At 67.5% G+C, this 7,580-nt stretch carries 9 protein-coding genes; 2 read left to right on the top strand and 7 right to left on the bottom strand.

What is annotated here, in order from left to right; genetic code table 11:
* Positions 1 to 238 precede the first annotated feature (238 nt).
* The 3 genes from ATO3_RS23850 to ATO3_RS23840 form a co-directional block, all read right to left on the bottom strand.
* A complete protein-coding gene (locus ATO3_RS23850) occupies positions 239 to 589 on the bottom strand; it encodes a hypothetical protein (RefSeq protein ID WP_088652396.1) in 351 nt (116 codons plus the stop codon).
* Between the two features lie 324 nt (positions 590 to 913).
* Positions 914 to 2,071 carry an alpha-D-ribose 1-methylphosphonate 5-triphosphate diphosphatase gene (locus ATO3_RS23845; protein WP_088652395.1) on the bottom strand — a complete coding sequence of 386 codons (1,158 nt, stop codon included), beginning with the start codon at positions 2,069 to 2,071 and terminating at the stop codon, positions 914 to 916.
* An 18-nt stretch (positions 2,072 to 2,089) separates the two neighbouring features.
* Positions 2,090 to 2,929 carry a DMT family transporter gene (locus ATO3_RS23840; RefSeq protein WP_088652399.1) on the bottom strand — a complete coding sequence of 280 codons (840 nt, stop codon included), beginning with the start codon at positions 2,927 to 2,929 and terminating at the stop codon, positions 2,090 to 2,092.
* Positions 2,930 to 3,109: 180 nt separating this feature from the next.
* Here ATO3_RS23840 and ATO3_RS23835 point away from each other — a divergent pair, with 180 nt between their 5' ends.
* Positions 3,110 to 3,328 (top strand): tautomerase family protein, encoded by a 219-nt coding sequence (locus ATO3_RS23835; RefSeq protein ID WP_088652394.1) that lies wholly within the window; start codon positions 3,110 to 3,112, stop codon positions 3,326 to 3,328.
* Between the two features lie 19 nt (positions 3,329 to 3,347).
* Here ATO3_RS23835 and ATO3_RS29490 read toward each other — a convergent pair whose 3' ends face one another.
* The 4 genes from ATO3_RS29490 to ATO3_RS23820 all read right to left on the bottom strand — a co-directional run bounded on the left by ATO3_RS29490 (position 3,348) and on the right by ATO3_RS23820 (position 6,854).
* Positions 3,348 to 3,473: a hypothetical protein gene (locus tag ATO3_RS29490; RefSeq protein ID WP_269845435.1), complete on the bottom strand. Its 126-nt coding sequence runs from the start codon at positions 3,471 to 3,473 to the stop codon at positions 3,348 to 3,350.
* A 388-nt stretch (positions 3,474 to 3,861) separates the two neighbouring features.
* Complete coding sequence (gene groL / locus ATO3_RS23830; RefSeq protein ID WP_088652393.1) at positions 3,862 to 5,514, bottom strand: chaperonin GroEL; 1,653 nt, start codon at positions 5,512 to 5,514, stop codon at positions 3,862 to 3,864.
* 116 nt (positions 5,515 to 5,630) lie between these two features.
* Positions 5,631 to 5,942, bottom strand: a complete 312-nt coding sequence (locus ATO3_RS23825; RefSeq protein WP_088652392.1) for a co-chaperone GroES — start codon at positions 5,940 to 5,942, stop codon at positions 5,631 to 5,633.
* 309 nt (positions 5,943 to 6,251) lie between these two features.
* A complete protein-coding gene (locus tag ATO3_RS23820; protein ID WP_233152296.1) occupies positions 6,252 to 6,854 on the bottom strand; it encodes a TetR/AcrR family transcriptional regulator in 603 nt (200 codons plus the stop codon).
* 63 nt (positions 6,855 to 6,917) lie between these two features.
* Between ATO3_RS23820 and ATO3_RS23815 the strand changes: the two genes are divergently transcribed.
* Complete coding sequence (locus ATO3_RS23815; protein WP_088652390.1) at positions 6,918 to 7,574, top strand: NAD(P)-dependent oxidoreductase; 657 nt, start codon at positions 6,918 to 6,920, stop codon at positions 7,572 to 7,574.
* Positions 7,575 to 7,580: the final 6 nt, after the last annotated feature.

Genomic DNA, 7,580 nt, shown 5'->3' with positions numbered 1-7,580 from the left:
TGATATCAACCAACCCGATCAGCAGGTGCAACGAGTAGCTTAACTTACGCCAGATCTTGTCCAAGAGATGGGGAGTAGCTCACTTTACAGGCTACGATTGGCTCCTGCCAGCGCTGCTGGTTCAGAATCTTGCTCAAGTCGTAGGACTATCTGTCTGGGCGGTGAAGTATCTGTTCAGCGACATATCGAACCAGAAACCAAAATGATGATAAGGTATAAAAGGCCGTCTCTGGTTTCGTTACTGGATGGCCCAAACCCTCCCATCCTTCACCACAACCCCAGCCTTCCTCAGCTTATCCAACGCCTGCCCTGACCGCTGTAGCGCGGCGGGCATGTCTAGCTGCCTCCGTTCAGCCATCACCGCTGCAATCTCACGCAACGTCTTCGGCCCATCCCTGAGAGCGCCCAGAACGATCCGCTGAGCCTCGCCCCGCTTCGCCGCATCAGGGCGGCGGCCTTCCCGCACTACCGGCATATCCACGCCCCTGAGCCGCAACAGCGCCTCTACGTGGTCCAGGCCCTCGCGACCTTCGCGGATGGTCTGCTTTCGGAGCGCCAGCAGTGCGCCGTCTATGGATCTGTCCTGCATGGACCGAATGGTGATTCACTCGGGCCGCGCAATCCAGTAGATTGATGGTGCGTTTGATACATAAGGCCGCAAATACCTCCGGGGGAGTCCGCGCAGCGGACGGGGGCAGCGCCCCCAACCCTTGCGCCTCCCATCCCGAACGCCCGGCACGACACAGCCCGGGTCCCTTCGGCCGGACGCCCTTTTCTGCAAGCTCGCTCTCAAGACCTCTGTTCCAAAGAGTATTTTTACAAAGGTGAAGACAGGGGCGCGGCGCCTTGAGGCCGGCCGGGGGCCTGATGGGCGAGCCGTGACGACGGAAAGCGCCGGAGCGCGCGCCCCGGATCAGCCGGCGCGGCCGAGGAACCGCTCCGCCACCGCCCCCGACATGCAGGCAACCCGCCCCTTCGACACCGTCGCGCCGATCCGCCCCGTCCCGGGCTCCATCACCACCAGGTCCGCGCGCAGCCCCGGGGCCAGCACGCCCCGGTCCGTCAGTCCCAGCACCCGCGCCGGCCCTTCGGAGACCAGCGCCCAGGCGGCGCCCAGGTCCAGCGCGCCCTCCTCCACCAGCCGGCGCACCGCCCGGCGGGTCGAGGGATAGTGGTAATCCGACGCCAGCGCATCGCAGAGCCCCTCGGCCACCATCTCGGCCGCCGGCACGTTGCCGTTATGCGATCCGCCCCGCACCACGTTGGGCGAGCCGAAGACCGTCAGGTCGCCGCCCTCCCGCGCCGCCGCCGCCGCCGCCCGCGTCTCGGGGAATTCCGACACCGTCACGCCCCGCGCCCGCCAGGCCGCGCGATCCTCGGCCCTGCGGTCATCGTGGCTGCCCATCCGCACGCCCGCCTCGGCCAGCCGCGCCGTCAGCCGGTCCAGCGCCGCCGGCACCTCCGGGCTGCGCGCGTGCAGCTCCAGCATCATCGCGAAATGCGTCTCCGGGTTTCGCCCGGCCTTAAGCGCCTGCCCCGTCAGCCTGGGCGGGCGGCGCCCCTCGGCCAGCCGGTCATGCGGCAGGTGATCGTTGAACACCACGTGCCCCACGCCCCAGCCCGCCAGCCGTCCGGGCAGCCCGTCGTACTCGGCCAGCAGATGCGTCTCGAACCGCAGCTGGGGCACCATGTCCACCAGCAGATCCCCCCGCGCCGCCCGCAGCGCCGAGAACACGCCGTCGGCGAACTCCGCCCCGCGCAGCCCGCCTTCCCAGCTCATGAACTGCGCCAGCACGCCCGTGGTGATGCCATTGGCCGCCAGCTCCGCCTCGACCGCCCAAAGCCCCGCCGCGGGTTCCATCATCGCGCCCCGCCGGGGCGCCATGTGGCGCTCGAACCCGTCGCCATGGGCGTCCACGATCCCCGGCAGCACCAGGAACCCCGACAGGTCCACCGCGCGCCCCACCGGGGCCTCCACGATCACGCCATCGGCCAGGCTCAGCCGGTCTTCTACCAGCCCCGCCCCGGGCCGCAGCACCTGCGCGCCCACAAGATCCAGCGCCAGCGTCATGCGCCCCCCAAGATCAGGTCACCCACGGATCGCCATCCCGATCCCGCCCAGCACCAGCACCGCGCCCGCCAGCAGCTGCAGGCTCATCGCCTCGCCCAGCAACGCGACGCCGCCGGCCAGCGCGATCACCGGCACGCTCGATTGCAGCACCGCCGCCACGCCCGTCTCAAGCCGTGGCAGCACCGTGTACCATGTCGCGTAGCCCAGCCCCGAGGTCACCGCCCCCGACAGCACCGCAAGGCCCAGGCCCGCCGCGTTCGGCGCCCCGGCCCCGGCCACCAGTTCCGGCACCAGCCCCACGATGGCCACCGGCGCGAAGGCCGCCACGAAATTCGCCGCCGTCGCGGCCAGCGCGTCAGGCTCGCGCCTGCCCAGCAGCGTGTAGCCGGCCCAGCCGATCCCGGCCGCCACCATCAGAGCCGCCGCAACCAGGTCGACCGAGGTGCCGCCGCCGGGCCATAGAACGACGATCAGCCCCGAAAAGGCCACCGCCGCGCCGATCATCTGTCGCCGGGTCGCCGGCGCCCCGCGCAGCGCGGTCCAGGCGAACATCGACACCTGCACGACACCGAACAGGATCAGCGCGCCCAGCCCCGCGTCAAGCGCGCGGTAGGCCATGGAAAACCCCAGCATGTAGACCGACAGCGCCAGCGCCCCCTGCCAGCGCCCCGCCGCGAACAGCGGCAGCGCCCGGCCCCGCAGCCGCACCAGCGCCCAGAGCGTCACGGCCCCCGCGCCCACGCGAACCGCCGCGAAGGCGCCGGGCCCGATCGCGCCGCTGTCCACGGCCAGCCGGTTCAGGATGGAATTCGCCGCGAAGGCGATCAGGGTCAGGCAGGTCAGGACAACGAGGCGCATGGGCACCGGTTAGCGGCAAATGACGGGTTTGGAAATCACTTCCACGCGCAACGGGCGTAAGCCCCGGCCCACCGCAGCGCTGCGGCCCGCCATCGCCCATCTTCCCCGACAGCCGCCGGCCGCGCTAGGGTACCCGCGCGACAAGATGCAAGGACAGGCACAACCCGCAAGGAGGACATGATGCCGTCAATCGACATCCAGGTGCTGCAGGGGGTCTTTTCCGACGCGGAAAAGGCCCGGATCATCGAAAAGGTGACGGAGGCCTTCGGCGAGGTCGCCGGACAGACGATCAAGGGCGGCACGTCGGTGCGCGTGCACGAGGTGGCCAGCGGATCCTGGGGCTATGCCGGCCAGGTCCTGACCACGCAGGACGCGCTGGCGATGAAGGCCCGGGGCTGAGCCCGGGCCGGACCGGCGCTTACAGCCGGGCCCCGTCCACCATGACGGAGGCCGCCTCTGCCGGGGTTGCCGTGCAGGCCGAGAGGCCTTCGCCCTTCATGACGAGGGCGACACAGATACAGATGATGAGAACAACGGCACGCATGGTCTTCACTTCCCGGCTTGTCTGAACCCGGGGCGGCGCCTTCCGCCGTCCCCTTTCACGGGTTCTAGCAGCGCGTTTCGGATGCTTCTGTGAACCAGGTCTCACACCGTGATGCCACGTGCGGAAAATCGCGAAGCGCCCCGGCGCAGGCAGCGCCCCGGCACCGGACAGTCGCGGCGATCCCGGCACCTCGCGCCTCCCGAGACGCTCCGGCAACGCAGCGGCGAGGAGACCGCCCAATCCTTAAGGCTTGGTAAATCCGCGCGCGCAACCCATTGAAATGTCTCACCCCACTACCTGTCCCACGCGTGGGACATCTGGCCGGGCCAAACGGAAAAGGGGCCGCCCGCAGGCGACCCCTTCGATGATCCGGTTGGATTGGCGTGACTTACATCATGCCGCCCATGCCGCCCATGCCGCCCATGTCGGGCATGCCGCCGCCGGCGTTTGCACCCGGCTTCTCGGGCTTGTCGGCCACCATGGCTTCGGTGGTGATCAGCAGGCCAGCGATCGAGGCCGCGTCTTCCAGGGCGGTCCGCACCACCTTGGCCGGGTCGATCACGCCGAACTTGAACATGTCGCCATATTCTTCGGTCTGGGCGTTGAAGCCGAAGGACAGGTCGTCCGATTCACGGATCTTGCCTGCCACGACCGAGCCGTCGACGCCGGCGTTCTCGGCGATCTGGCGCAGCGGTGCTTCCAGGGCCTTGCGCACGATGGCGATACCGGCGTTCTGGTCGCTGTTGGCACCGGTCAGGCCTTCGAGAGCCTTGCCACCCTGAACCAGGGCAACACCGCCACCGACGACGACACCTTCCTGAACGGCCGCGCGGGTCGCGTTCAGAGCATCGTCCACGCGGTCCTTGCGCTCTTTCACTTCGACTTCGGTCATGCCGCCGACGCGGATGACTGCAACGCCGCCTGCCAGCTTGGCAACACGTTCCTGCAGTTTTTCCTTGTCGTAGTCCGACGTGGTCTCTTCGATCTGGTTGCGGATCTGGGCGACGCGCGCTTCGATCTCGGACTTGTCGCCTGCGCCGTCAACGACGGTGGTCTCGTCCTTGGTGATCTGGACCTTCTTGGCAGAGCCGAGCATGTCCATGGTCACGTTCTCGAGCTTCATGCCCAGGTCTTCCGAGATCACCTGGCCGCCGGTCAGGATCGCGATGTCCTGCAGCATGGCCTTGCGGCGATCGCCGAAGCCCGGTGCCTTCACGGCTGCGATCTTCAGGCCGCCGCGCAGCTTGTTGACCACGAGGGTCGCCAGCGCTTCGCCTTCGACGTCTTCGGCGATGATCAGCAGCGGCTTCTGCGACTGGATCACCTGCTCGAGCAGCGGAACCATCGGCTGGAGCGACGACAGCTTCTTCTCGTGCAGCAGGATCATGCAGTCTTCGAGATCCGCGGTCATCTTGTCGGCGTTGGTCACGAAGTAGGGCGACAGGTAGCCGCGATCGAACTGCATGCCTTCGACGACGTCGGTTTCCGTTTCGAGACCCTTGTTCTCTTCGACGGTGATGACGCCCTCGTTGCCGACCTTCTGCATCGCATCCGCGATCTGACGGCCGATTTCGGTTTCGCCGTTGGCCGAGATGGTGCCGACCTGAGCGACTTCGTCGCTGTCGGTCACGTCACGTGCGGCGTTCTTGATGGCTTCGACGACCTTGGCGGTGGCCAGGTCGATGCCGCGCTTGAGGTCCATCGGGTTCATGCCCGCTGCGACCGACTTCATGCCTTCCTTGACGATGGCCTGAGCCAGCACGGTGGCGGTGGTGGTGCCGTCGCCCGCTTCGTCGTTGGTGCGGGAAGCGACTTCCTTCACCATCTGGGCGCCCATGTTCTCGAACTTGTCTTCCAGTTCGATTTCCTTGGCAACCGACACACCGTCCTTGGTGATGCGCGGTGCGCCGAAGGATTTGTCGAGGACCACGTTGCGGCCTTTCGGGCCCAGGGTCACCTTCACCGCGTCGGCGAGGATGTTGACACCCTTCAGCATGCGGTTGCGGGCATCTGTGTCGAACTTGACGTCCTTAGCAGCCATGTTTTTCTCTCCTGCGTTAAAAACCTTGGATCTTCGAGTGGCCCCCGAGGGGCCCTTGCCCGGACCAGCCCAGTCGGGCGCGGTCCAGCCCTGTCAGCTCAGACGAGCCGGGGCCTTCAGGCCGCCTTGGCTTCCGCCGAGGCCTCGATGATGCCGAGGATGTCGCTTTCTTTCATGATCAGCAGCTCTTCGCCGTCGATCGTCACTTCCGTGCCGGACCATTTGCCGAACAGGACCTTGTCGCCTTCGGACACGGCCATCGGGATCAGCTCGCCGCTGTCCTTGCGCGCGCCTTCGCCGCAGGAAACAACGATGCCTTCTGCCGGCTTTTCCTTCGCGCTGTCGGGGATGATCAGGCCGCCCTTGGTCTTCTCATCGCTTTCGACGCGCTTCACAAGCACCCGGTCGTGCAGAGGTTTGAATGCCATCTTTGCAGCTCCTTAAGCTCAAAGTTTCTGGTCTGCCCTCCCTCCCCGGAGGGCGATTATCACTCACTCAGGTAGAGTGCTAACGCGCCGGAGATAGAAGCCCCGGAGGCGCCTGTCAACGAGTCGCTTCGGAAATTTTTTGCCCTCTTGTGCGTTGACTGCGCCGGCCCGCCGAAATGGCCTGTTTTCAATCCCTTGGCGGCCGCACGGAAATTAACCGTTTGTTGACCGGGCCTTGCCCCGGTCGGCGCAGGCGGAGCGCTTCGCAGCCCGGTCCCGATCTGCCCCTTCAGGGCGCAGGCCCGGGGCTCAGCCCATCAGTGCCTGGGCCGCGAGCCGCTGCATGCACCGCACATATGCATCCTGCTCCCAGCCGCAACCCTCGCGCAGCTGCCGCCAGGTTTCGACCGAGAGCAATGCGGTCAGAAGGTCGGTGGCCGTGGTGACGTCGAGATCCGCGCGCAGGTCGCCGTCCTGCTCCAGCGCCCTGGCGGCGGCGGCGCAGCCCTCGCGCACCGCGGCCATCCTGTCGTCCCATGCGGCGCGGGCCTCGGCATCGGTGTCGCGCATCGCCATCAGCGCGCGGGCCATCCCCTGGATCTCGGGGATGTAATCGCCCCAGGCCTGCACGAAGGCGTCCAGCCGCGCGCGTCCCGTCGGCGCCGCGCGGCTGGCGGCGAGGCGGCTGTCGATGTCCTTCACCTCGTCCACGTGGCGCGTCACGGCCGACAGCAGCTCGGCCCGGGTCGGGAAATGCAGATAGACGGCCTGACGGCTGATGCCGGCGGCCTTGGCCACGTCGGCCATGCGCACCGGCTTGCCGGGGGCGGCGGCCTCCAGAAGCGTCCAGGTGGCGGTCAGGATGCGGGTGCGGGTATCGGGATTATCGCTTGACATGGCGTCAAGTGACATGCCATTGACATGCCGTCAAGTTGACACCGTGTAAAGTCACCCTTGTTCCGAAAGGAAACTCCGATGTCCCTGCCCCTCTCTTCCGCCCCTCTCGATGTGGTCGTCTTCGGCGCCACCGGCACAATCGGCCGCCTGACCGTGGCCCGGCTGCTGGCCGAAGGCCACCGCGTCACCGCCTTTGCCCGCCGGCCCGACCGGCTGGAAATCACCCATCCGGCCCTGACCCGGTGTGCCGGCGATGCGACCGACTTCGACGCCGTGCGCGCCGCCGTCGCGGGCCGGGACGCGGTGATCGTGGCGCTTGGCGCCGGCGCCTCGCGCAACAGCCGGATCCGGTCCGAAGGCACGCTGACCGTGATCCGCGCCATGCAGGCCGAGGGCGTCTCGCGCCTGGTCTGCCAATCGACGCTGGGCGCGCACGAAAGCTGGTCGAACCTGAACTTCTTCTGGAAACGCATCATGTTCGGCGCCCTGCTGAAGCCCGTCTTCCGCGATCACGAGCTTCAGGAAAGCCTTGTGCGGGCCAGCGGGCTGGACTGGACCATCGTGCGGCCCTCGGCCTTTTCCGACGCACCGGCGCCGGGCGACCTGCGCGAGGACGTGCCGCCCTCCGCGCGGGACCTGAGCCTGAAGATCGCGCGCGACGAGGTCGCCGCCTTCCTGTCGCGCATGGTGGGCGATTGCACTTACCTGCATCGCGCGGTGGGCATTTCCCACTGACCGGGC

The organism is Marinibacterium profundimaris, from assembly GCF_002210095.1.
Lineage (GTDB): Bacteria > Pseudomonadota > Alphaproteobacteria > Rhodobacterales > Rhodobacteraceae > Marinibacterium > Marinibacterium profundimaris.
The sequence above is the reverse complement of the archived record's forward strand: the minus strand, read 5'-3'. Positions and strand labels throughout refer to the sequence as shown.